The organism is Streptomyces sp. NPDC039609 (assembly GCF_055596705.1).
Map to the genome: position 1 here is coordinate 406,586 of NZ_JBVIUJ010000008.1, position 21,911 is coordinate 428,496.

Here is a 21,911-nt window from a genome sequence, read left to right on the forward strand (position 1 = left end):
CATTCCAGTCAGCTGCCTCAATTGCTCGTTGCCGCCCGCGCACAGGCCCGCAAGAATTGGGACCCCGCCCCGCACAGCCTTGTACGCGGTCCGGAAGGACTGTGCTGTGGTGCGCCCTCACTCGACTCTGCCCGCCAGCGGGCGCGTATCCGAAGGGAGGACCGTGACCTTCGGATTCGCTCCGTCCGCAGCCACCTCGATCAACTCGCCGTCCGAGTCCGCCAGCCGCCTCGCCCGGATACTGGAACCGTCCGAGTGGGCCGCGGCGGGGATCCCGCTGCTCGGCAACCCTCGTGACGTGGTGAGCGGTCTGCACACGCGCCACCGGCCGACACCCACGACCGCTGTCGTCGCCGTCCTCGACCACGAGGAACGGCTGGCCGCCAGTGCGTCGTTCACCCGCCGGGCCGTCCCCGCGGACGGCTGGGAGTTCCGCAACGCGCTCCTCGCGCATCTGCGCCGGGTCATCCCGCACGATCTGCGACGCCGGACCCCGGTGCGGACGGCCGTGCTGCTCTACTGCCGTGACGGGGACGAGCGATGGACCGAGGAGGACGGCGCCTGGATGTGGGGGCTGCGCGACGCCTGCACGCTCCACGGGCTGCGCTGCGGTGCGTACATCACGCTGACCCGCGGCGGTTGGCAGGTGCTCGGTGAGGGCCGGGGTGGCCGGCATCCCGGCTCCGACTCGCGTCCGACCGCCTTGGGAGACGTCGCCTCCGAGATCGGTGTCCTGACTCCGCGTACCGCGGGCGGCGCCACCGAGTTGTTGCGCAGGACGGCGGCACGCTGACGCGGCAACTCCCGCGCCGGTGCGCGGGACCCTCGGGGCCACGGCCCGGCCGCCCCCATGGGGCAGCCGGGTCAGGACCGCGAGACGTACTCCGCGTCAGACACCCGCGCCGAGTACGGCGTTGATGCGCTGCGGGTCACCGCAGACGACGAGCAGCGCGGTCGCGCGTCCCATCGCCAGGGGCAGGGCGTGTGCGGCGGCGCCATCGGCTCCGCCGTTGACCGCCACGACGACCACGGGTCGCGCGGCGGCCCGCTCCACGGCGGCGGCGTCCGCGAAGAACACGTCGTCGCGGGCGTCCTGCTGGGCCCAGTACGCGGCATCACCGAAGGACAGCTCGTGCGCCGCCCACGGGTGCTGCTCACCGGTGGTGAGAACGAGGATGTCGCCAGGCGGGCGGCCGGTCTCCAGAAGCAGATCGACAGCCTCTTCGGCGGCGTCGAGCGCGCCGTCGACCGGGGCGGGGATCAGCTGGATCTGTGGACCGGACCCTGGTTCGGAGCGATTCTCCGAACGGGACGACGGGGACTGCCCGGCACCGGGGTGCGGGCGCTGCGCCGGCGGCGCGGGCCTGGCCGGTGCGGGGCCGGGACGCCCTGGACGCGGCGAGGCCGCCGAGCGCGGACCGGGTACGGGACGAGGGGTCGGCGCGGGGTGGCCGGCGGCCATGGCGCGGGGACCCTGGGCACTCTCGTGAATCTGAGGCTCCTCGGGGATGAGAGGCATGGGTGGATGTCTATCAAACGCCGGTGCGCGAGGCTCCGGCGGGTGGGCACAATCGTGCGACCCGGCTGGCGACATGGCGCTGCCGGGACGTTCAGAAGTCGAAGCCGAGTTGGCCCCCGCTTTCCAGTGCGACCGCCTCGGCGGAGATGCGGACCTTCTTGAGGTGCCGCCACTGGGGCAGCGCGTCGAGATACGACCAGGAGAGCCGGTGGTACGGGGTGGGCCCCCGCTCCTCCAGGGCAGCCTTGTGGACCGGCGACGGGTAGCCCGCGTTGGCGCCGAAACCGAAGGCCACGCACTCCTCCGCCTCGCTCTCCAGCTCGGCCATCATCGCGTCGCGCCGGACCTTGGCGATGACCGAGGCGGCCGCGACGGCGATGCAGGACTGGTCGCCCTTGATCACCGTACGGACCTTCCAGGGGCTGCCGAGGTAGTCGTGCTTACCGTCGAGTATCACCGCGTCCGGGCGTACGGGCAGGGCCTCCAGCGCGCGCACGGCCGCCAGCCGGAGCGCCGCGGTCATCCCGAGCTCGTCGATCTCCTGGGGGGAGGCGTGCCCGAGCGCGTAGGCGGTGACCCACTTCTCCAGTTCCGCCGCCAGGGCCGTACGGCGCTTGGGGGTGATCAGCTTGGAGTCGGTGAGCCCCTCGGGGGCCCGGCGCAGGCCCGTGACGGCCGCGCATACGGTGACCGGACCGGCCCATGCCCCGCGTCCGACCTCGTCGACCCCGGCAACGATCTTGGCGCCGGTGGTGGCTCGGAGCGATCGCTCGACGCTGTGGGTGGGTGGTTCGTACGGCATGGCGCCAGACAGGTTACGCCGGTGGGGACCGCCCGCGATACCCGGATTCCCATCGGATGCCCGAAGTCGCCACGGGAGGCTGCTCACGAGCTCGGAGGACGGAGCAGCGGCTCCATGATCCGATCGATCACGGCGGCAATCTCGACGGCGAGCCATTCACTTATGCACATTCTTGATCGATGCACCGCCATCGCCGGCGTAACACTGAAGATCAGGCCATCGGCGAGATCGACACTCGCATCTCTGTGCAAATAATCCCCGCTCAACCACCCACAAGAGGGGCCGAATGCAGGGGGTCAACCACCCGGTCACGACCGGCCCGCACAATCGTTCCATCATCTGGCCATCGCATTCGCGAACGTTCCGACTGCTGAGCGAAGTCGGGCTTCCGCCTGCACGGCAGCTGTCGGCATGGAGGTGCTCGCGCGGATCACGGCGGTGGGCGGTGATCCGGGTGCCCAAGCGCGATCCTGACGCGTCCAACGGCAAGGCCGAGGCCGCGGACCGGCCGTCCGGAGCGCCCCGGGGCGGTCGCGCGGCCGCCCCTCCCCCGAAGCGAGTGGGGAAGGGGCGACGCCAGTGGTTCCGGTGCGATGGAAGGGAGGATCGGACTCAGGGGATGCTGTACGGATCGCCGTCCGCGTCCGGGTTGTAGTCCTCTTCCCTGCTCGGCCCGTCGCAGTCGACGGAGGACCGCTCGATCCCACGCTCAGCCAGGATCGAACGGGCCCTCGCCTCCGACCAGCTGGTGGCGAACCACCCACCGTCGTCGGCGCGCAATCGCGCCTCGATGTCCATCAGTGCGCAGGAACGTTGCGGCTCGGGCAGCCGATCGAGCGCGGGCACGGCGTCGGCCGAGAGCCCCGCGAGGTAGGGGACATCGATCTTCTCGAGGCGGTCGTACCGCGCGACGTTGTTCTCGGCAACGATCGCGTCGGGCGAGGCAAGGCCGAAGGCCAGCACGGCCGCCGCGGCACTCGCCGCCACCGCCCGCGGCAGCAGGCGCGCGCCGAAGATCCCCGCGGCCATGATCAACAGGATGACCAGTCCCAGCCAGATCTCCATCGCTGCCACCGAGATGCGCAGCCGGGTGAGCCCGTACGCGTCCACGTACAGGTCCATCCTGCGCAGCGCGGAGGCGACCACGATCAGGGTGAGGACACACAGGGTGCCGAGCACGGCGCGCACGAGGGTCCGGTCGCGGGCCTCCGCGCGTGGCGCCCACCACAGGGCGAGCCCGATGACCACGAGGGTGAGCAGGGTGGCCATCAGGAGCTGCCAGAAGCCCTGGCGCGCGTACTCGGAGTAGGTCAGGTCGGTCTCTTCCAGGACCTTGTCGTATCCGCCGAAGAGAACCGTGAGTTGGACCGCGTTGAAGGCCGCGAAGAGCAGGTTCAGGACGATCAGCGGCGCGGCCCACTCCAGTCGGGCCCGCGCCCGGCCGGGACGGATGACCATACGGTCCCAGCGCAACGGAGCCGCGGCGGTACGGGCGAGGGAGATCGCACCGAACAGGCCGAGCAGGAAGAAGGAGAGCCGCCACGGCACCTGGGCCGGCGAGAAGTCGGGGATGAGCGAGCCGAGCAGATCGGCGAAGGCCGCGTCGGCGCCCGCGAACAGCGCGCCGAAGACGACGAGGAGGGCGACGGCCACTCCGACCGTACGCACGACCGGGCCCCATCGACCACGGGAACCGTCAGCCCGGTCACGCAGCCCTCGCCACGCCCAGGTGGTGCCGGAACCCAGCGAGTCGATCAGACCGATGGGGCCGAACAACACGCTCGGCCAGCCACGACCGCCGTGCAGGGCGAAAGAGGTCAGCACCAGCGCGGAGACGACCGCGAGGAAGGTCGGCCAACCGGCGTCCCGCAGGGCGGGGATGCCGAGGAGGGCGAGTCCCCCGATCGCCCAGATCAGCGTCCAGGGGCGAAGACGGCGGCCCGCCGCCCGCGCTGCGAAGGACGCGGCGATCACCGCCGGGACGGCCACGAGCACCAGATTCACGCCGAGTCCGTCGCCGAGGAGCAACGCGCTGAGGAGCGCGGTGGCCCCGACGGCCGCCAGGGTCGCGGTCGTGGCCCGGGCCGGCGCGGCCGGCCGCAGGCGGGTCAGCCAGCTGTCGCTCGGAGGCCTCGGTGGTGCCCAGGGATGCTGAGGTCTCTGCCCCCCGGGCCATCCGGACGACGCCGATGCCCGGTGCTGTGGCGGTACGGGTGGCACGACACCGGGTGGCGTCGCGGCGGCGGGCGGCGGCGTTGCCGGCGTGCCGGGCGCCGACTGGGACGCGGCGCCGCCCTTCGGTTGAGGAGTGCTGCTCTCTGGTGAAGGAGTGCTGTCCTTCGGTGGTGGTGCGGACGATGTGTCGGACACGGGACCCCCTCCCGACCCGGTCCGCAAACGGGGCCATGGGGGCGGAGGGCCTGCGTCCGGGTGTCTCGTCGGCGCTCTCTCTTCATGATCAGCGCTTGGGAGTGGCCGACTCTAACCGTGCCCCCGGATAATCGACCCCGGTGGACCGGCGCTGTGGCAGGACCGTGACATGCGTCCCGGGCGGGGCCGCAAATCCGCGTGCCCGGCGACTCGGCGGATGGGGCTCGCCGGGCAGGCGGAGCGTCGTCAGGGGCGTACGGCGGCCGGGACCCAGTCCGGCAGTTCCTCGGTCTGGTCCAACCAGGCGGCGGGAGGTGCACCGGTCGTGGCGGAGGCCACGACGCCGCCGGCGATCGCACATGTGGTGTCGACATCGCCGCCCACCTGCGCGGTCGTCCAGAAGACCCGCTCGAAGTCGCCGAGGCCGCGGGCGGCCGACCAGAGCGCGTACGGCACGGTGTCGTGCGCGCTGGTGCGGCGGCCGCTGCCCAGGACCGCGGCCACCGTCGCCGCGTCGCCGTAGTCGAGCATGTCGCGGGCCCTGCGCAGCCCCGCGCCGACGGCGCTGCGCGGGATGAGCGCGATCACGCCGTCCAGGAGGTCGGTGGGGGTGGGCGGCCCGGCCGGGTCCGCGGCGAGCGCGGCCGCGGCGGCCACCGCCATCGTGCCCACCACGGCCTCGCGGTGCTGGTGCGTGGTGTACGCGGAGATCTCGGCCTGATGGGTCGCCTGCTCGGGGTCGTCGGCATACCAGGCGCCGAGCGGGGCGATCCTCATCGCGGCCCCGTTCCCCCATGAACCCTGGCCGTTGAAGAGCGCCGCGGCCAGCTCCCGCCAGTCGCCACCCTCCCTGATGAGCCGGAGCATCCGGTTGACCGCGGGCCCGTAACCCCGGTCGAAGTCATGATGCTCGGCGAACGCCTGCGCGAGCGCGTCCTGGTCGATCCGGTTGTGGTGCGCGAGCACGGCCAGAACGGAGCAGGCCATCTCGGTGTCATCGGTCCACTGCCACGGTCCCGACGGCACTTCGCGTCGTTTGAGCAGGGGATAGTTGGCGGGGACGAAGTACTGGGAGCCCAGGGCGTCTCCCACGGCCAGCCCTCGGAGGCTGGCCAGGGCGCGGTCGAAGCGCCGGTCGAGAGAGGAGTCAGCGGTCATCGCTCTGCCACTCTATCCGGTGTGGCCGTACGGTTCGGGGGTACGCCAGCGTTCGAACGGCCGGTCCAGGCGGTATCGGCCGTCTTCGCCGAGCAGCAGGGTCCGCGTCTCGGCGTTGCCCGGGTTGGACAGTGACTCGAAGTCGGCGACCGTCCAGTGGAACCAGCGCATGCAGAACAGCCGCATGGTCAATCCGTGGGTCACCAGCAGCACGTTGGGCGGATGGTCGGGCGCCTCGAAGCTGCGGTACAGGCTCTCCAGGAACGCCCCGACCCGGTCGTACACATCGGCCCCCGACTCGCCCTGGGCGAAGCGGTAGAAGAAGTGGCCGTAGGCGTCGCGGTACGCCTTCTGCAGCCGTACGTCGTCCCTGTCCTGCCAGTTTCCCCAGTCCTGCTCCCGCAGCCGCGGCTCCTCGCGCACGCGCACCTGCCCGGGATCGAGGCGGAAGGCCCTGAACGTCTCGTGGGTGCGCCGGTACGGCGAGACGTAGACGCTGACCTGTTCCTTCCCGAACAGTTCCCGAAGCCGTTCCCCCGTCTCCTCCGCCTGCCGCAGACCGGTCTCGGTGAGCCTGAGCGCATGGTCCGGCTCACGTTCGTACACCGTGTCGTCGGCATTGCCCTCGGACTCTCCATGCCGTACGAGAACGATGCGCCGCGGTCGTGCCATGCCATGACCCTAGATCGCCCGCTCCGTACGGGCTCAGCCGAGGAGGTGTCCGGAGTCCATCCGGCGTATCCGGCCGGCGAAGCGACGGCGCAACTGCCGGTCGTGGGAGACCACGACCAGAGCCCCGGACCACTGCTCCAGCGCCTCCTCCAGTTCTTCGACGAGGCCGAGTGCGAGATGGTTGGCCGGCTCGTCGAGGAGCAGCAGGTCGGCCGGGCGCGCCAGCAGGCGGGCGAGAGCCAGCCTCCGGCGCTGCCCCGCGGAGAGGCTGCCGACGGGCACCAGGAGGTCCGCCGGGCGGAACAGGCCGTACGACAGAAGCAGTTCGGCCTGCTCGTCCTCGGAGAGCGCAAGCCCGCGCCCGAAGGCGGCGAGAACCCGCTCCGCCGGCCGGTGGGCCGGTATCTCCTGGGCCAGGAATCCGATGCGCCCGCTGCGGCGCACCTCCCCCGCCTCCGGCTCGGCCAGGCCCGCCATGACACGGAGCAGCGTGGACTTGCCCGCTCCGTTGCCGCCGTGGATCAGGAGTTTCTCCCCCGCCCGTACGGTCAGACGGTCGACAGTCAGCCGGTCCGCGACGCGCACACCGGTCAGCGTGACCAGATCTCCCTGGGCGCCGGCGGCGACCGGCCGGGCGGCGAAGGCGAGCGGGCGTGGGGGCTTGGCCACGGGCTCGGCCCGGAGGCGGCGCAGGCGCTCCTGGGCGTTGCGCACCCGCCCGGAGACCGACGCCTGGACCCGGCCGCCCGCCCGGTCGTAGGCCATCTTGTTGTTGTCCTTGATGGAGCGTCCGGCGGCGACGCCGTGCGCGGTGGTCGTGGCGTACTCCTCGAGCCGTGCCGTCTCCTCGTGCCACTCCTCGTACGCCTGCTCCCAGCGCTGTCGAGCGGCCGCCCGCCCGGCCCGGAACCCGGCATAGCCGTCGCCGTACCGGACGACCGTACGGCGGTCGGCGTCGACCTCGAGGACGGCTGTGGCCACCCGCTCCAGGAAGACCCGGTCGTGGGAGACGGCCACGACGGTGCCCCGGTGGGTCGTCAGCGCCTCCTCCAGCCAGCCGAGGGCCTGTTCGTCGAGGTGGTTGGTCGGCTCGTCGAGCAGCAGCACCTCGGGCGCGGCGGCGACCGCGCAGGCGATACCGAGCCGTGCCTGCTCGCCGCCCGAAAGGCTGCCGAGCCTGCGATCCCTGCTTATCGAGGCGAGCCCGAGGCCGTGCATGGCCTTGTCGACCCGTGCGTCCGCTTCGTACCCGCCTCGCAGTTCATAGGCGGTCAGCAGTTCCCCGTACGCGTCGAGCGCGCTTCCGTCGGCGGTGCCGAGCGCCGCCTCGAGTTCCCTGAGCCGCCGCTCCATGGTGCGGAGTTCTGCCAGGGAGTCGTCGATCGCGTCGGCGACGGTGTGTTCGGCGGACAGCCGCGGTGTCTGTGCCAGCAGTCCCGTGCCGCCGTCGGCCACGGTGACGACGTCGCCCTCGTCGGGCGCTTCGACTCCGGCGAGCAGGCGGAGCAGGGTGGTCTTGCCCGCCCCGTTCTCCCCCACGATCCCGATTCGCTCGCCAGGGCGCACGGCGAGCGAGATCCGGTCGAGCAGCAGCCGTTCGCCACGGGACACGGTCACGTCATGCAGAGAGATCTGTGTGGGCAAGGGCGCCTCCAATGATGAGCGGGAACGAACCGAACAGGATGGGACAGAGCGCTACGCACCCGCCCCGGCAAATGCAACCTGAGTCGCGTTATGAAGAGTGTGACAGACTCGATCCACTAACGCAACGGGAGTAGCAATTGAATGCATCCATCGAAGATGAGCAGTCGCCCGCCCCGGGCAGCAGGCGCCCCGGCGGCCGTACGGCACGCACCCGGGCCGCCGTGCGCGACGCGGTCCTGACGGGCCTGGCCGAGCACGGCTATCCGGCCCTCACCGTCGAGTACGTGGCGGAGCACTCCGGAGTGCACAAGACGACGCTCTACCGCCGCTGGGGCAGCCTGGAAGGACTGCTCGCGGACGCCCTCGACCTTGCGGGAGAGGACAGCTGGACTCCGCCCGACACCGGAAGCCTCGACGGCGATCTGCGGGCGCTCGCCCATGAGGTGGTCGATTCCTTCGCCGACCCGACCGCCGCGGCGGCCCCCACCGCGTTCGTCGGCGCCGCCTTCCAGTCCGAGCGGGCCGCCGAAGCGCTGCGCGCCTTCTACACCGAGCGGTTCACCCGCTGCGAGGCGGTCGTCGAGCGGGCAGTGGCCCGCGGTGAGGCGCCGGTGGGCACGGACGCCGGCGCGGTCGTCCGCGCCGTCTCCGCGCCCCTGTTCCTGCGCCTGTTCGTCACCCGCGAGCCGGTCGACACCGCCACGGCGGACCAGGCGGCCCGAACGACGCTCGCCGCGGTCACCGCGGGCGCGTTCGTGCGGCGAACGGAAGACGGCGGCCGGGAGCAGGCCGCAGAGGAGTGATCAGACGGTCCAGGTCGGCTCGAGCTGCACCACGTCACCGGTCAGTGCCGCCACGTCGGCCTCCGTCTGGGCACGCAGCCCGAGCCGCTCGACGCGCTCGACCCGGTACTTTCCGTGCTCCGCCGCCGACCGCCACATCGACAGCACCACGAACTCGTTGCCCGGCGCCTCGCCGAACACACCGCGCAGCATTCCGGGGGAACCGGCCATCGCCGGATTCCACACCTTCTCCTGCATCAGGGCGAAGTGCTCGACCCGGTCCTCGTGGACGCGGCAGTGCGCCACCCTCGCCACATCGGCGTCGGTGAACTTCGGCTCGAATCCCGTCTTCACATCGAAGCGGTGGTCGAAGAGCTTGACCTGGGCGTCCCTGTACGTGCCCGACTGCGCGGCGGCGAGCCGGTCGTGGGAGCGCGCCATGAAGGAGTCGTAGAACGCGCGGCTCTCCCAGAACCCGAAGACATGGGCCACATCCGGCCGCGCCCGGCTCCATCCTCCGCCCTGTCCCCGGAATCCCGGCTCACCGAGCAGCCCCGCCCATTTCCGCTGTCCCCGCTCGAACCCCCGACGGTCCACCACGGTGCAGCGAATCCACTTGACCAGCACCGCGCCATCGTACGGGGCGGGACGGGGCCCCCGTCAGACTACGGAGGAGCGCACTGCGGCAAGTACGGCCGCCTGCTCACCACCCGACGCCCCACCGGCGGCGCATGACACCATGAACAACCTGCCCGCGACCACGGGCAGTTGGTCTGACCGGCGGCGCATGTCGTACACGGAGAGGGGATTCACGGTGAGCGGACTCAACAAGGGGGTCGGCAAGGTCGAGGTGACGCTCAAGTGGGATCCGAGTCCGATCGGCGCCTCGGCGCACGACCTGGACATCATCGCCGGGGTGTACACGACGGACGATCCCTACGGCTCGCCCGCCTATCTGGTGCACTTCGACAGTCGCTCCCCCGACGGCACGATCACGCTCAGCCGGGACAGCCGTACGGGACAGGGTTTCGGCTACGACGAGGCCATGACCCTGGAGCTGAACCGGCTCGCACCCCTGTACGCGCGCGTGGTGGTGGGCGTGGCCATACAGCAGGGCGGGGGCCGACTGACGTTCGGCGACGTCGCCAACACCGGCGTACGGGTCCGTGAGGGCTACACGGACCTCGCCGCGCACGGCTTCGACGATGTCGCAGAGGCGACGGCCGCGACGGTCGTGGAGTTCACCCGGGACGGCGCGCAAGGCTGGTCGTACCGGTCGATGCGCCGTGGGTTCGACGCGGACCCGCAGGTGTTCGCGACGCTGATGGGTGCCCGGCGCTCCTGAGGCTTCCTCGCCCGATACGGACAACCACGAAGGGGACCGGCCACGGGCCGGTCCCCTTCGTCAGTCACTGCTCAGCGGTTCAGCTGCAGCCGCTGGTCGAGCCGCAGCCCTCGCAGATGTAGCAGGAGCCCGCCCGCTGCATCTTGGTACCGCAGGAGAAGCAGAGCGGGGCGTCCGCGCTGATGCCCAGCTGCATCTCCACGAGCTCCGCCGAGGTGTGCGCCTGCTTGGGCGCCGGGACCTCGGCCTTGACGGCCGGGGCGACGGCCTTCAGGGTCTCCGTCTGGCGCGGAGCGGACTGGGCCAGGCCCTCGACGTCCATCTCGTCGTCGGCGGGCTCGTAGGAGCCCGTCTCCAGGTGGCGCTGACGCTCCTCGGCCGAGTGGATGCCGAGCGCGGAGCGCGTCTCGAAGGGCAGGAAGTCCAGCGCCAGGCGGCGGAAGATGTAGTCGACGATCGACTGCGCCATCCGCACGTCCGGGTCGTCCGTCATGCCGGCCGGCTCGAAGCGCATGTTGGTGAACTTCGAGACGTACGTCTCCAGCGGGACGCCGTACTGCAGGCCGACGGAGACCGCGATGGAGAAGGCGTCCATCATGCCCGCGAGCGTCGAGCCCTGCTTGGACATCTTCAGGAAGACCTCGCCGAGACCGTCGTCCGGGTAGGAGTTGGCGGTCATGTAACCCTCGGCGCCACCGACCGTGAAGGACGTGGTGATCCCCGGGCGGCCCTTGGGGAGGCGCTTGCGGACCGGGCGGTACTCGACGACCTTCTCGACGGCCTCGCGGATCGTCGCCTCGGACTTCGCGGTGACCTCGACCTTCTCCTCCTCCTTCTTCTTGGCGGAGAGGGGCTGGCCGACCTTGCAGTTGTCGCGGTAGATGGCGAGCGCCTTGACGCCCATCTTCCAGGCCTCGAAGTAGACCTCCTCGACGTCCTCGACCGTGGCCGTCTCCGGCAGGTTCACAGTCTTGGAGAGGGCGCCGGAGATCCACGGCTGGATGGCGGCCATCATGCGGACGTGGCCCATCGCGGAGATGGAACGCTCGCCCATGGCGCAGTCGAAGACCTCGTAGTGCTCGATCTTCAGACCGGGGGCGTCGATCACATTGCCGTGCTCGGCGATGTGGGCGACGATCGCCTCGATCTGCTCCTCCTGGTAACCCAGGCGGCGCAGGGCCTGCGGAACGGTGCCGTTGACGATCTGCATCGAGCCGCCGCCGACCAGCTTCTTGAACTTGACCAGGGCGAGGTCGGGCTCGAGGCCGGTGGTGTCACAGGACATCGCGAGACCGATGGTGCCGGTCGGAGCGATGACCGACGCCTGGGCGTTGCGGAAGCCGTTCTTGGCGCCGAGGCGGATCACGTCCTGCCAGGCCTCCGTGGCGGCGGCCCAGATCGGCGAGTCGAGGTCGTCCATGCGGACGGCCACGGTGTTGGCGTCGGCGTGCTGCTTCATCACGCGCTGGTGCGGCTCGGCGTTCCGGGCGTAGCCGTCGTACGGGCCGACGACCGCGGCGAGCTCGGCGGAGCGCTTGTACGAGGTGCCGGTCATCAGCGAGGTGATGGCACCCGCCAGGGCGCGACCGCCGTCGGAGTCGTACGCGTGGCCGGTGGCCATGAGCAGGGCGCCCAGGTTGGCGTAACCGATGCCCAGCTGACGGAAAGCGCGGGTGTTCTCGCCGATCTTCTGGGTCGGGAAGTCGGCGAAGCAGATGGAGATGTCCATCGCCGTGATGACCAGCTCGACGACCTTGGCGAAGCGCTCGGAGTTGAACGACTGGTTGCCCTTGCCGTCGTCCTTGAGGAACTTCATGAGGTTCAGCGAGGCGAGGTTGCAGGACGTGTTGTCCAGGTGCATGTACTCGCTGCACGGGTTCGAGCCGTTGATGCGGCCGGACTCGGGGCAGGTGTGCCAGTGGTTGATCGTGTCGTCGTACTGGATGCCCGGGTCGGCGCAGGCCCAGGCGGCCTCGGCCATCTTGCGGAAGAGCGTCTTGGCGTCGACCTCCTCGATGACCTCGCCGGTCATCCGGGACGTCAGGCCGAACTTGCCGCCCTCCTCGACCGCCTTCATGAACGTGTCGTTCACGCGGACCGAGTTGTTGGCGTTCTGGTACTGGACGGACGTGATGTCGTCGCCGCCCAGGTCCATGTCGAAGCCCGCGTCGCGCAGGGCGCGGATCTTCTCCTCTTCCTTGACCTTGGTCTCGATGAAGTCCTCGATGTCGGGGTGGTCGACGTCAAGGATGACCATCTTGGCCGCGCGACGGGTGGCGCCGCCCGACTTGATCGTTCCTGCGGACGCGTCGGCGCCGCGCATGAAGGAGACCGGGCCGGAGGCGTTGCCGCCGGAGGAGAGCAGCTCCTTGGAGGAGCGGATGCGGGAGAGGTTCAGGCCGGCGCCGGAGCCGCCCTTGAAGATCATGCCCTCTTCCTTGTACCAGTCGAGGATCGACTCCATGGAGTCGTCGACGGACAGGATGAAGCAGGCGGAGACCTGCTGGGGCTGCGGCGTGCCGACGTTGAACCACACCGGGGAGTTGAAGCTGAAGATCTGGTGCAGGAGGGCGTACGCCAGCTCGTGCTCGAAGATCTCGGCGTCGGCGGGCGAGGCGAAGTAGCCGTACTCCTCACCGGCCTTGGTGTACGTCTTCACGATCCGGTCGATGAGCTGCTTGAGACCGGTCTCGCGCTGCGGGGTGCCGACGGCCCCACGGAAGTACTTGCTGGTGACGATGTTGACCGCGTTCACCGACCAGAAGTCGGGGAACTCGACGCCACGCTGCTCGAAGTTGACCGAGCCGTCGCGCCAGTTGGTCATGACGACGTCACGACGCTCCCAGACCACCTCGTCGTACGGATGCACGCCCGGGGTGGTGTGGATGCGCTCGATACGCAGGCCCTTGCTCGCCTTGGCTCCCTTGGCTCGGGAACCTCGTGCCGGACCGCTCGCCGTCTCTGTCATGCCGCCTCCCATATACGGGCAAAACACCTTTAAGTGCCCAGATAGTCCCAGGGCACTGTCTTCTTGTCTGCTGTCGTGAGCACCGCTCGGGGCACTCGCGACACGTCTTTTCAGCCGCGCGCGGCCGGCCTCGGCCGGACCCTGGTCCGGCCCGCCGGTCAGTCGGCGGCGGTGGCGGGAACGGGGACCTCGGGGGTCGCTCCGGTCCCGCAGTCCACTGCGGGAGGCCGCTGCTCACGGAGTTCCGCGATGGCGGCCTCGAAGTCGTCGAGGCTGTCGAAAGCCTTGTAAACGGATGCGAAGCGCAGGTACGCGACGAGGTCGAGCTCCTGCAAGGGGCCGAGGATGGCCAGGCCCACGTCGTGGGTGGTCAGCTCGGCGCTTCCGGTGGCACGCACCGCCTCTTCGACCCGCTGGCCGAGCTTGGCGAGGGCGTCCTCGGTCACGGGTCGGCCCTGGCATGCCTTGCGGACGCCGGAGATGACCTTGGTGCGACTGAAGGGTTCGGTCACGCCCGACCGCTTGATCACCATCAGCGATGCGGTCTCCACCGTCGTGAAACGACGGGAGCAGTCGGGGCACTGGCGGCGGCGTCGGATCGACGTCCCGTCGTCGGTGGTGCGACTGTCGACGACACGGCTGTCGGGGTGCCTGCAGAAGGGGCAATGCATGGTTCCGACCCTCCCTCGCGGCACGACTGAATAGCCTCGCCGAGCCCGTCAAGGCCCCTCGAAGCGACCACCAGCATAGGCGATGCGGGCACCGCCGATAGACCGGGGACCACAACTTGTAGGTGGCTGATGCCATGCAACCACTAGATCTGGGGTTGGCTCGCGTTTCCGGCACTTCGCGCGTGTCGCGCGTCCGGCGCGCCCGCGACCGGGCACGAGGGTACGGGAGGCGCGCGCCGCCGCCGATTCCGGCCCCAGGAGTGCCACACTGGGAAGGCACCCCCGCTCCCAGGCGGCTCGGCGACGAACGCTACCGTAATGACCGAATTGCCACCGCAACCGGGGTCTGCGTATACACCCACCTACGCATACACGTAAGGCAATCTGCGATTTTTCACTCGAACGTGTGTTTGGCGCAACCTTTCGAAAGCCACTACCGTTGTGCCAGCCAGGGAGACCATTCGAGAGGGGCCGCCGACGTGACCACCACCGCAGACAGTGCCACCATCACTGCCCAGGACCGCTCCCAGGGCCGACTCGAGCCGGTGCATGCCATGAATGACGCAGCCATGAACGGGGACGGGGAGCCAGGCCGACCTACGCGCTCGCTGCCCGGGCGACCTCCAGGGATCAGGGCGGACAGCTCCGGCCTCACGGACCGCCAGCGGAGGGTCATCGAGGTCATCCGCGACTCGGTCCAGCGGCGCGGCTACCCGCCGTCGATGCGAGAGATCGGCCAGGCGGTCGGCCTCTCCAGCACCTCCTCCGTGGCACACCAGCTGATGGCCCTGGAGCGCAAGGGCTTCCTGCGCAGGGACCCGCACCGTCCCCGGGCGTACGAGGTACGCGGCTCCGACCAGCCCAGCACGCAGCCGACGGACACCACCGGCAAGCCTGCCGCGTCGTACGTGCCGCTCGTCGGCCGCATCGCCGCCGGTGGCCCGATCCTCGCCGAGGAGTCCGTCGAGGACGTCTTCCCGCTCCCCCGGCAGCTGGTGGGCGACGGTGAGCTGTTCGTTCTGAAGGTCGTCGGAGACTCGATGATCGAGGCCGCGATCTGCGACGGCGACTGGGTCACCGTGCGCCGCCAGCCGGTCGCGGAGAACGGCGACATCGTGGCGGCCATGCTCGACGGCGAGGCCACGGTCAAGCGCTTCAAGCGCGAGGACGGCCACGTCTGGCTGCTGCCGCACAACGCGGCCTACCAGCCGATCCCCGGCGACGAGGCCACCATCCTCGGCAAGGTCGTCGCGGTACTGCGGCGGGTGTGACACCACCACGCCGGCTCCGACCGGGCCCCGGGACCCACTGCGCCGGTCCCGGGGCCCTGCTGTGTCCCTCCGGGGTCCTGCCGATGCGGCAGGACCCCGGCCGGCTCTCAGACCCCTGCCGCCTTCGAAGCGGCGTCGATCGCCGCCAGTGACTTGCGCACCTGATTGCGGTCCGTGGTGTACCAGAAGTCGGGCAGCGAAGCCTTCAGGTAGCTGCCGTACCGGGCCGTGGCGAGCCGCGGATCGAGTACGGCGACGACACCACGGTCCCCGGTCGCCCGCACGAGACGGCCGGCGCCCTGGGCCATCAGCAGCGCCGCGTGCGTGGCCGCGACGGCCATGAAGCCATTGCCCCCGGCGTCCTCCACCGCCTTCTGGCGGGCGCTCATCAACGGGTCGTCGGGGCGCGGGAACGGAATCTTGTCCATCACGACCAGCTGACAGCTGGCGCCGGGGACATCCACTCCCTGCCACAGCGAGAGCGTGCCGAAAAGACAGGTCTGCGGTTCGGCCGAGAAGTTCTTGATCAGCTCGCCGAGTGTGTCCTCGCCCTGGAGCAGGATCGGGAAGTCGGGGATACGGGAGCGCAGCTCCTCGGCCGCGAGCTGAGCGGCTCTCATGGAGGAGAAAAGGCCGAGCGTACGGCCGCCGGCGGCCTGCATCAGCTCGGTCAGCTCGTCGAGCATGTCGCCGCGATCGCCGTCCCGCGCGGGGCGGGCCAGGTGCTTGGCGACGTAGAGGATGCCCTGCTTGGGGTAGTCGAACGGCGAACCGACGTCGATGCCCTTCCACACCGGAATGTCATCGCCCTGAGTGCCCTCCGGGGCCAGCCCCAGGGAGGCTCCCACCCCGTTGAAGTCACCGCCGAGCTTGAGCGTGGCCGAGGTGAGGACCACGGACCGGTCCGCGAACAGCTTCTCTCGCAGCAGCCCCGAGACAGAGAGCGGCGCCACCCGCAAGGAGGCTCCGAAACGGTCGTGGCGCTCGTACCAGACGACGTCGTACTCGGAGCCCATCGTGATCCGCTCGGCGACACCGTGGACGGTCTCCACGGACGCCATCGCCTGCTTGCGGACGGCGTCCTCGTCCTGGACGGACTTGTCGCGCGTGGAGCCGAGCGCCGTGATGACAGCGCGAGCAGCATCACGCAACGCCATCAGCGCGTACGCCAGGTCTTCCGGAATCTCCTCCAGGCGGCCCGGCAGGGCGAGCTCCATCAGCCGCTCGAAGCCCTCGGCCGCGGTCTGGAGCTGGTCGGCGACCTTCTCGTCGACGAGCTTCGCGGCACGGCGGACCGCCCGGTTGACCTGGCCGGGGGTGAGCTCGCCAGTGGCGACGCCGGTGACCCGGGAGACGAGCTCATGGGCCTCGTCGACGATCAGCACCTCGTGCTGGGGCAGCACCGGGGCGCCCTCGATCGCGTCGATGGCCAGCAGGGCGTGGTTGGTGACGACGACCTCGGCGAGCTTGGCGCGCTCGCGGGCCGCCTCGGCGAAGCACTCCGCGCCGTACGCGCACTTGCTCGCCCCCAGGCACTCCCGGGAGGAGACCGACACCTGCCCCCATGCGCGGTCGGAGACGCCCGGCGTCAGATCGTCCCGGTCTCCCGTCTCCGTCTCGTCCGACCAGTCGCGGAGCCGCAGCAGGTCCTGTCCCAGCTTGCTCGTGGGGGCCGCGGCCTCGAAGGGATCGAAGAGGCCGTCCTCCTCTTCCTGGGGTACGCCCTCGTGGAGGCGGTGCAGGCAGAGATAATTCGACCGCCCCTTGAGCATGGCGAACTCCGGGCGTCGACGCAGCTGCGGGTGCAGTGCGTCGACCGTCCGCGGAAGATCACGCTCGACCAGCTGCCGCTGGAGCGCGAGGGTGGCCGTGGCCACCACGACGCGCTCACCGTGCGCCAGCGCCGGCACCAGATAGCCGAGGGACTTTCCGGTGCCGGTGCCGGCCTGGACGAGGAGGTGGGAGCTGTCGTCGATGGCCTCGGCCACCGCTTCGGCCATGGTGACCTGGCCGGGGCGCTCCACACCGCCGACGGCGGAGACGGCGGCGTGGAGGAGGTCGGGGAGGGATGGCTTCGTCATAGCGCGTCCAGCCTACGGCGCGGTACTGACAGTCGGATCACGCGAGCGGATTCGGGACCGTCCCGTGGACGGCGGCATGGGGCCGCTCCGGGCGGTCGCGGTAGCCGTCCAGGTGCAGACGGTTGCGGTTGAGGCAGAGTCGCTCGATCCGGGGTGTGAGGAGATCGAAGAGCTCGAACCGTTCCTTCAGCTCTGGAAAGCGCGCTTGGTGGCGAAGGATCTCGGTGCGTACCAGCGTCCAGAAGTCTCCCTCCGGCACGGCGAGTTGTTCCTCGCACAGGGGAGCCAGGAAGCGGAACACCCCGACGAAGAGCCCTGAATGGATGAACTGGGTGAGGAAGTCGGGCTCCTCGGTGAGCAGGACGGCCCGGACATCGTCCGGCATCGCGTCGTGCTCGGGCAGCGGCCGGGCGCTGATGTTCACGTCGTCGACGAAGTCCTTGATCGCCAGCCGTACGGGGACGTCCTGGTCGTCGTAGACGACGATGGCGTTCTCTCCGTGCGGGGAGAACACGGTGCCGTACTGGTAAAGGAAGTGCAGCAGCGGCGGCAGCATGGCCGCGAAGAGACGCTGGAGCCAGATCCTCGGCGCGAGCCCGGAGCGCTCGACCAGTTCGGCGACGAACGCCCGGCCGTCCGGGTCGGTGTGGAGCAGGGAGGCGAGGGTGCGGGCGCGCTCGCCGGGCGGGAGCCTGAGGGGTTCGCGCCAGATCGCGCCGAGGAGTTCCTTGTACTGGTACGGGACCTCGGGCAGCCGGTCGTAGAGGGGGTGCTCGACCGTGACGGAGGCTACTTCGCCGAGCAGGATCACCCCGCACTCGTCGCGCAGGAACGTGTCGGCGTCACGCAGCCCGTGGACCCAGGAGGTGACGGCGGGGGCGGCGAGGGTCCGCTCCGTGGGGAGGCCGCGCCAGACGAGGGTGTTGAGGACCGACAGCGGAAGCTTGACGGTGTGCCTGTCGGGCCGGCTCGTGTTGAGGAACGTGCGGATGGACTGCTGCGGCAACCGGAGGTCCCCGTCGGCCGGCAGCGGCACGATGGCTCCGGCGGCGACGGCGGGGGTGTAGAGCGGGAGGACGATCTCGTCCCACTGCCAGGGGTGGACGGGCAGGAGGAGGTACGTCTCGGGGTCGAGCCCACGGGCCCGCAGCGTGCTGTGGAAGGTCTCGCGGGTGTCGGCGTCGAGCTCGCCCTCGTAGAGGCGGTCCGGGGTGTCGAGGCCGGGGACGCCGCGGTAGGCGGCGAGGTCGGTGCTCACGGCGATCCAGGGGAGCCGAGTGGCACGGCGCGCCTCGGGCGCCCAGCGGGCCGCGTCGGTCGCGGAGAAGCCGATCCGGCCCTTGTTGAGAACGAGCCACGGATGCCCGGTCTGGTGGCCTTCGAGTTCGGCGTATCCGAGATCGGCAAGCCGGTCGACCGTCAGCGCGGTCCGGTCGAGGCGGGCGTCGGCGGCGAGGGTGGTGGTGAACTCGCGGATGAGATGGCCGAGGGTGGCGCCGTCGAGACGGAGGAGCCTGCGGGCCCGGACGAGGAAGTCGAGGGGGTCGGTCATCGGCTGCCCGTCGAGGGCGAGGGAGTCGGGAGCGACCCGCCAGCTTCCGTACGCGCCGCGGCGGGCCGTGAAGGTGAGTGTCGAGCCGTTGTCGAGCCGCAGGAGATAGCGGTCGGGGTCGTCGGCGGCGTCGGTCTCCGGGTCGGCGGAGACGGGCTCGACGATCTCCTCGTACGCGAACTCACCGATGGTCTTGGCGAGCAGGCGCGCTGCGGCCCTGGTCCAGGCCGCGGCAGTCAGCTCGGGGGGTGTGAGCAGCGCGGAGTCATGGGTGGCAGGGGACGACGGCACGGGGACTCCTCTGGGTGGGAACCGCTGTGGGTCGAGCGGTGTATGTAAGGCAGGGAGGCGTTCACAGGACGTGACGAAGGGCGCGGTCACGGACCACGAGCGCGGCTCGTTTGTCGGGAAGGTCGACTTCCGCCGAGAGCCGGAAGCCGGCGCTCAGGAAGGCCGAGACGGAGGGGGTGTTGCGAAGGTCGGGTTCTGCGATGACTCGCGTGCAGCGAGGCCGGTGGTCGAGCACGAGGTCGGCGACTGCTCGTAGCAGTGTGGTGCCGACTCCGCGGCCGCGGTCGGCGACGCCGCCGAGGAGGAGGTGAATGCCGGTGTCATGGGGCCGGGCGGGATAGTGCCGGGCGAGCGGGTCGAGGTCGGCGCGGTAGATCTCGAAGTAGCTCATCGGTGTGGAGTCGAGGACGCCGAGGCAGGGCACGCTGCGCCCGTCGCCGTCGAGTTGGGCGCGGAGGTGGGACTCGGTCACCGACTCCGGGCCAGCGAGCTCCCAGAACGCGGCCACCGCCGGGTCGTTCATCCAGCGGGTGAGGAGCGCCAGGTCCCGTTCGATCCGCACTGGTACGAGGTGGAACGAGCCGACAGAGGTGGCCGCCGGACCCCAGGTGGCGACGTCGTCGAGGAGGTCGCCGAACGTTGTCGCCGTGCCGTCGGTGGCGAGCAGGGCGACGAGTTCGTCCGCGAGGTGCAGGTCCAGGGTGTCCTCACCGCCCGTGTCGGTCGGTGGTCGGGAGCCGGCTCCTGGGTCGGTGCTCGCATCGGTGGGGGGCATGGTGACGCTCCTCTCGGCGGTTCGGTTCGGATCGTGGTCTTTCGGCCGGGCGGTGGGCGGGTGGTCGGGGTGGGTGCGGGGTGTGTCCTCAGGAACGGAGGGGGTTGGTGATGGCGACGTAGACGGACTGGGTGTCGACGGGTCCGACGAGTTCGTCGAGGCCGTGCAGGCGGGTGAGGAGGTTGGCCTTGCAGCGCAGGGTCGCGGCTTCCAGGAGCCGGTGCGGCAGCGGGGAGCCGAGGCCGGTGGCGGAGGCGAGGAACTGGCGGAAGCCGGCGAGCAGGACGCGTTCGTCGGCGAGACGCTGGGCGCCGAAGGCTCCGATGAGGCCGAGGACGTTGTTGATGCCGAGGTAGTAGGCGAATCGCTCGTCGGTGACCTGGTCGGAGACGAACGTGTCGCTGACGGTGCCGATGCCGGGGAGCCGGCTCTCCAGCTCGTCGCGGCGGGACTCGCGGAAGTAGTAGCCCTGGTTGTCGCGGTAGCGGCCGCCGACAGGCCAGCCGTCGGCGTCGAGGAGCACCAGGGTGTTCTGCTGGTGGGCTTCGAGGGCGACGCCCGCGTGGCCGTCCAGCCAGAGCACGGGGCGGACGACCTGGTCGAGATAGCGCAGGAACCACTCCGCGGCGACGGCCGTGGTGGGGCGGCCGGTGCGGGCGGCGAGGCGGGTGACGATGTCGGCGAGGCGGGAGCGCATCCGCGTGGTGCCGGGCCACGGGCGCGGCGCGGTGAGGGCGGCGATGCAGACGGCGTCGTCCCCGGCGGCGAAGGGGTTGTGGCGGACCATGACGTCGAGTCCGGGAATGGGTTCGCCTGCCGGGGTGTCGACCGCGAGCCAGGCGGGGTCGCGGACGATGTCGAAGCCGGGGTGGGCGGCCTGCCACTGGTCGACGAGCCCGGTGCGGAGCAGCCGGTGGACCTCCACGCCACGGTGGAGTTCCTTGCGGAGGTTCTCGCGACGGGAGTTGGTGATGCGTACGCCGAGGGAGAGCTTGAGCATCGTCCGGGCGCCGGGTCGGTGCACAGTCCGGACGGAGGAGGTGGGGTGCCAGGTGGCGCCGTGGGGACCGAGGTCGTGGAGCAGGCCGGCGTCCAGGAGGGCGGCGACGGCGGGGCGGTGCGACAGCTCGCGCGCCTGCCAGGGGTGGAGGGGCAACGGCACTGTGCCGGAGGGCAGTTCCAGACCTTCGGCGAGGCCGGTGGCGAGCTGGGCCGCGGTGACCGGGCGGCCCTGTTCGGTCCAGGCTGAGTCGGCGGCGAGGATCGTGGGGTCGACGGCCATCCAGTGCAGGGGGAAGGAGCCGTGGAGCTCGGGTGAGTAGAGCCTGGCCTCGGCTTCCGAGAGCCCTTCACGGCTCTTGGGGGTGGGGTGGATGGGGTGGCCGAGCAGCAGGGACTGCTCGGCGGTGAGGAAGAGGTCCGCTTCGGGGCCGGGGTTGGGGCGGCGACGGCGCTCGGTGATGAACTCGGCGGTGCGGCGGGTCGAGTCGGCGACGCGGCCGACGAGTTCGGTTCCTTCGGGGCGGCCGGTCTCGCGGCTCAGGAGGGCGGCGACGGTGACGGCGTCGGCGGTGGGAGCGGTGGGGTGCAGTCCTTCGAGGGCGGGAGGCCCGAAGCGATGCCATCCCGTCGGCGACCAGTAGAGGACGGGGACGAGGAGGGCGGTGCCGCTGGCTTCGAGGGGGATGCGGAGGGTCGTGGACTCGGGGGCGGGAAGGTTCTTCTCGCGTACCCAACAGCGCAGCAGGTTCTCGATGGTCGCGGCGTCGGCGGCGCGGTGTGCGTCCGGGTCGTCGAGGTGGTCCATCCGGGCCGCCGTACTGCCCACGGCCGCATCGATGTTGACGGGTGCGTGCGGAGCGGGGGCGGGCTGGGGGTCGTACGGGCCGACGTGCTGCCGGGGGACGGTGGCCGGTTCGACGGTGAGCGGGCCGCGTGCGGCGCTGCCGGTGTCGGACGCTTCGGATGCGGGGCTGGCGTTCACGGGGGCTTCCTTGTGAGGGTGTCCGG

At 70.6% G+C, this 21,911-nt stretch carries 17 protein-coding genes; 4 read left to right on the forward strand and 13 right to left on the reverse strand.

The window, feature by feature from the left end:
- Nucleotides 1–163 precede the first annotated feature (163 nt).
- The gene (locus tag ACZ561_RS25635; RefSeq protein WP_470999202.1) at nucleotides 164–793 is read left to right on the forward strand and encodes a hypothetical protein; all 630 of its coding nucleotides are present in this window, start codon (nucleotides 164–166) and stop codon (nucleotides 791–793) included.
- Between the two features lie 96 nt (nucleotides 794–889).
- On the opposite strand, the gene ACZ561_RS25640 is transcribed toward ACZ561_RS25635, so the two are convergent.
- The 6 genes from ACZ561_RS25640 to abc-f all read right to left on the reverse strand — a co-directional run bounded on the left by ACZ561_RS25640 (nucleotide 890) and on the right by abc-f (nucleotide 8,165).
- A complete protein-coding gene (locus tag ACZ561_RS25640; protein WP_470999204.1) occupies nucleotides 890–1,519 on the reverse strand; it encodes a hypothetical protein in 630 nt (209 codons plus the stop codon).
- 91 nt (nucleotides 1,520–1,610) lie between these two features.
- Nucleotides 1,611–2,321 carry a ribonuclease HII gene (locus ACZ561_RS25645; protein ID WP_376440628.1) on the reverse strand — a complete coding sequence of 237 codons (711 nt, stop codon included), beginning with the start codon at nucleotides 2,319–2,321 and terminating at the stop codon, nucleotides 1,611–1,613.
- 612 nt (nucleotides 2,322–2,933) lie between these two features.
- Complete coding sequence (locus ACZ561_RS25650; protein ID WP_470999206.1) at nucleotides 2,934–4,325, reverse strand: DUF4153 domain-containing protein; 1,392 nt, start codon at nucleotides 4,323–4,325, stop codon at nucleotides 2,934–2,936.
- Nucleotides 4,326–4,937: 612 nt separating this feature from the next.
- On the reverse strand, nucleotides 4,938–5,849 hold the full coding sequence (locus ACZ561_RS25655) for an ADP-ribosylglycohydrolase family protein (protein ID WP_470999208.1): 912 nt from the start codon (nucleotides 5,847–5,849) through the stop codon (nucleotides 4,938–4,940).
- 12 nt (nucleotides 5,850–5,861) lie between these two features.
- Nucleotides 5,862–6,521, reverse strand: coding sequence for a histidine phosphatase family protein (locus ACZ561_RS25660; RefSeq protein WP_470999210.1), 660 nt, complete (start codon nucleotides 6,519–6,521; stop codon nucleotides 5,862–5,864).
- Between the two features lie 33 nt (nucleotides 6,522–6,554).
- Complete coding sequence (gene abc-f / locus ACZ561_RS25665; protein ID WP_470999212.1) at nucleotides 6,555–8,165, reverse strand: ribosomal protection-like ABC-F family protein; 1,611 nt, start codon at nucleotides 8,163–8,165, stop codon at nucleotides 6,555–6,557.
- A gap of 137 nt (nucleotides 8,166–8,302) precedes the next feature.
- Here abc-f and ACZ561_RS25670 point away from each other — a divergent pair, with 137 nt between their 5' ends.
- Complete coding sequence (locus ACZ561_RS25670; protein ID WP_470999214.1) at nucleotides 8,303–8,968, forward strand: TetR/AcrR family transcriptional regulator; 666 nt, start codon at nucleotides 8,303–8,305, stop codon at nucleotides 8,966–8,968.
- On the opposite strand, the gene ACZ561_RS25675 is transcribed toward ACZ561_RS25670, so the two are convergent.
- Nucleotides 8,969–9,574: a YdbC family protein gene (locus tag ACZ561_RS25675; RefSeq protein WP_376440645.1), complete on the reverse strand. Its 606-nt coding sequence runs from the start codon at nucleotides 9,572–9,574 to the stop codon at nucleotides 8,969–8,971.
- A gap of 187 nt (nucleotides 9,575–9,761) precedes the next feature.
- Here ACZ561_RS25675 and ACZ561_RS25680 point away from each other — a divergent pair, with 187 nt between their 5' ends.
- Nucleotides 9,762–10,292, forward strand: a complete 531-nt coding sequence (locus ACZ561_RS25680; RefSeq protein WP_470999216.1) for a TerD family protein — start codon at nucleotides 9,762–9,764, stop codon at nucleotides 10,290–10,292.
- A 79-nt stretch (nucleotides 10,293–10,371) separates the two neighbouring features.
- Here ACZ561_RS25680 and ACZ561_RS25685 read toward each other — a convergent pair whose 3' ends face one another.
- Nucleotides 10,372–13,260 carry a vitamin B12-dependent ribonucleotide reductase gene (locus tag ACZ561_RS25685; RefSeq protein WP_470999218.1) on the reverse strand — a complete coding sequence of 963 codons (2,889 nt, stop codon included), beginning with the start codon at nucleotides 13,258–13,260 and terminating at the stop codon, nucleotides 10,372–10,374.
- Nucleotides 13,261–13,418: 158 nt separating this feature from the next.
- On the reverse strand, nucleotides 13,419–13,931 hold the full coding sequence (gene nrdR, locus ACZ561_RS25690) for a transcriptional regulator NrdR (protein ID WP_376440652.1): 513 nt from the start codon (nucleotides 13,929–13,931) through the stop codon (nucleotides 13,419–13,421).
- A gap of 479 nt (nucleotides 13,932–14,410) precedes the next feature.
- Between nrdR and lexA the strand changes: the two genes are divergently transcribed.
- Complete coding sequence (lexA, locus tag ACZ561_RS25695) at nucleotides 14,411–15,202, forward strand: transcriptional repressor LexA (RefSeq protein WP_329115078.1); 792 nt, start codon at nucleotides 14,411–14,413, stop codon at nucleotides 15,200–15,202.
- Between the two features lie 107 nt (nucleotides 15,203–15,309).
- Here the strand turns inward: lexA and ACZ561_RS25700 are convergent, their stop codons facing one another.
- From ACZ561_RS25700 to ACZ561_RS25715, 4 genes are all read right to left on the reverse strand, one after another.
- Nucleotides 15,310–17,283, reverse strand: coding sequence for an ATP-dependent DNA helicase (locus ACZ561_RS25700; protein ID WP_470999220.1), 1,974 nt, complete (start codon nucleotides 17,281–17,283; stop codon nucleotides 15,310–15,312).
- Between the two features lie 37 nt (nucleotides 17,284–17,320).
- Nucleotides 17,321–19,126, reverse strand: coding sequence for an IucA/IucC family protein (locus ACZ561_RS25705; protein ID WP_470999222.1), 1,806 nt, complete (start codon nucleotides 19,124–19,126; stop codon nucleotides 17,321–17,323).
- A 61-nt stretch (nucleotides 19,127–19,187) separates the two neighbouring features.
- Nucleotides 19,188–19,901, reverse strand: coding sequence for a GNAT family N-acetyltransferase (locus ACZ561_RS25710; RefSeq protein WP_470999224.1), 714 nt, complete (start codon nucleotides 19,899–19,901; stop codon nucleotides 19,188–19,190).
- Nucleotides 19,902–19,989: 88 nt separating this feature from the next.
- The gene (locus tag ACZ561_RS25715) at nucleotides 19,990–21,885 is read right to left on the reverse strand and encodes an IucA/IucC family protein (RefSeq protein WP_470999226.1); all 1,896 of its coding nucleotides are present in this window, start codon (nucleotides 21,883–21,885) and stop codon (nucleotides 19,990–19,992) included.
- Nucleotides 21,886–21,911 lie beyond the last annotated feature (26 nt).